The organism is Porphyromonas uenonis 60-3, assembly GCF_000174775.1.
GTDB lineage: Bacteria > Bacteroidota > Bacteroidia > Bacteroidales > Porphyromonadaceae > Porphyromonas > Porphyromonas uenonis_A.
This window is the reverse complement of record NZ_ACLR01000152.1, coordinates 1-2,500: the sequence shown is the minus strand read 5'-3', so window position 1 is coordinate 2,500 and position 2,500 is coordinate 1. Positions and strand designations below refer to the sequence as shown.

At 48.6% G+C, this 2,500-nt stretch carries 1 tRNA gene and 1 rRNA gene; both read right to left on the bottom strand.

The window, feature by feature from the left end:
* Positions 1–17: 17 nt before the first annotated feature.
* Positions 18–91: transfer RNA gene (locus tag PORUE0001_RS05080), tRNA-Ile, on the bottom strand.
* A gap of 386 nt (positions 92–477) precedes the next feature.
* Positions 478–2,007, bottom strand: a 16S ribosomal RNA gene (locus PORUE0001_RS05075).
* Between the last annotated feature and the right edge of the window lie 493 nt (positions 2,008–2,500).

The window sequence follows — 2,500 nt, the reverse complement described above, 5'->3', positions numbered from 1 at the left end:
CAAGTCGTCGTCACTCGTAGTCCCAGGCAGAGTTGAACTGCCGACCTCTACATTATCAGTGTAGCGCTCTAACCAACTGAGCTATAGGACTATCTAGTTCATCATACCTAAGCATGACCTAGGACGTATATCCTATCATGGGTTTATCGCTCTACACGTGGACGACGTCTCGAGACCGCTCTCTATCCCCTGCCTGCCTTACTGACCGACAGCCTCTGAGCGTTGCCTCAGGGTCGCTCTCGCTTCATCGATTCTCCATGTTATATGGATTTCATAACTAATACTCTATTCATCGTGTCGGCTACTATATATTGTAGCTCGCATTACCTACTGACGATCACTCATCCATGCCTCACTGCGTCTGACAGACTTGTAAGAAGAAATAGCACCAATCTTAGAGATAGGTCTTGATGAGATCTCAATCCTAAGGAATCGCTCCCTTAAGTATCTTAACCTCTCAAAGTCTTGTATCTCCAGAAAGGAGGTGTTCCAGCCGCACCTTCCGGTACGGCTACCTTGTTACGACTTAGCCCCAGTCACCAGTTTTACCCTCAAGCGCTCCTGTGACGGTCACGCTCTTCAGGTACCCCCGACTCCCATGGCTTGACGGGCGGTGTGTGCAAGGTCCGGGAACGTATTCACCGCGCCATGGCTGATGCGCGATTACTAGCGAATCCAGCTTCACAGAGTCGAGTTGCAGACTCCGATCCGAACTGGGATAGGGTTTATAGATTAGCTCTCTGTCGCCAGATGGCTGCTCGCTGTCCCTACCATTGTAACACGTGTGTCGCCCCGGATGTAAGGGCCGTGCTGATTTGACGTCATCCGCTCCTTCCTCTCGTCTTACGACGGCTGTCTCGATAGAGTCCTCGACTTAACTCGTTAGTAACTATCGACGCGGGTTGCGCTCGTTATGGCACTTAAGCCGACACCTCACGGCACGAGCTGACGACAACCATGCAGCACCTACATAGAAGCCCCGAAGGGAAGAGACCTCTCAGCCTCATGCATCTACATTTCAATCCCGGGTAAGGTTCCTCGCGTATCATCGAATTAAACCACATGTTCCTCCGCTTGTGCGGACCCCCGCCAATCTCTTTGAGTTTCACCGTTGCCGGCGTACTCCCCAGGTGGAATACTTATCGCTTTCGCTTAGACCCATACTGTCATATCGCATAGATCTAGTATTCATCGTTTACTGCGTGGACTACCAGGGTATCTAATCCTGTTTGATACCCACGCTTTCGTGCTTCAGTGTCAGTTGTAATGTAGTACGCTGCCTGCGCAATCGGAGTTCTGTGTGATATCTATGCATTTCACCGCTACACCACACGTTCCACGTACCTCCAGTACACTCTAGCTAGAGAGTTTCAAAGGCAAGACCATAGTTGAGCTATAGCTTTTCACCCCTGACTTCCCTTGCAACCTACGCACCCTTTAAACCCAATAATTCCGGATAACGCTCGCATCCTCCGTATTACCGCGGCTGCTGGCACGGAGTTAGCCGATGCTTATTCGTATGGTAACTGCAAACGTCTACACGTAGACGACTTTAATCCCATACAAAAGAAGTTTACAACCCTTGCGGGCAGTCTTCCTTCACGCGACTTGGCTGGTTCAGGCTCTCGCCCATTGACCAATATTCCTCACTGCTGCCTCCCGTAGGAGTTTGACCCGTATCTCAGTGTCAATGTGGGGGGTCAACCTCTCAGTCCCCCTATCCATCGTTGCCTTGGTAAGCCGTTACCTTACCAACTAGCTAATGGAACGCAGGCCTATCTCTTAGCGATTAATCTTTCCTCCTCTTCTCATGTGATCTAAGGAGAGTATGGTGTATTAGTCCGACTTTCATCGAGTTATTCACCACTAAGAGGTAAGTTGCATACGTGTTACTCACCCATTCGCCGGTCGCCGACGACGTATTGCTACATCTCGCTGCCCCTCGACTTGCATGTGTTAAGCCTATCGCTAGCGTTCATCCTGAGCCAGAGTCAAACTCTCCATTGTTAGTATTTTGTTTGTTTGTTCTCTGTGTTATAATACAAAACCCTTGTAGCCTGCGCTACTCTCAAGCCTTGTCTCTAAGATGATTATTGTGCTATTATGCTTATTGTCCTCGCAGTGTAGACCTAGATTTTGATTGTCTTAGGTATTGCTTGATCTAGAAACTCTCTAGACCACTACACTTTGATTGCTTAGTTATGAAATATATCAAAGATCGCTTCTATAATTCCCGTAAGCGTAGTCCTCGTTAGGAGCCTCAGCTCATGAGCTCTTCACGTGTGAAGAGCGAACTGCTTTTTCTTGCGGGTTGTGAGTGCAAAGGTACAACAAGTTTTTGAAACCACCAAATATTCGGAGAAGTTTTTTTTTCGAGAGCTTCATCGGAGCCAGAAACCCCTTTGAGAAACTCTGAAGCTACTGAAGGAAAGAAACCCTCAAAGCTACCTGCCGTACATCTCTCCAGAAACCGTGTCAGACACTTCCGACTAGTCGGATC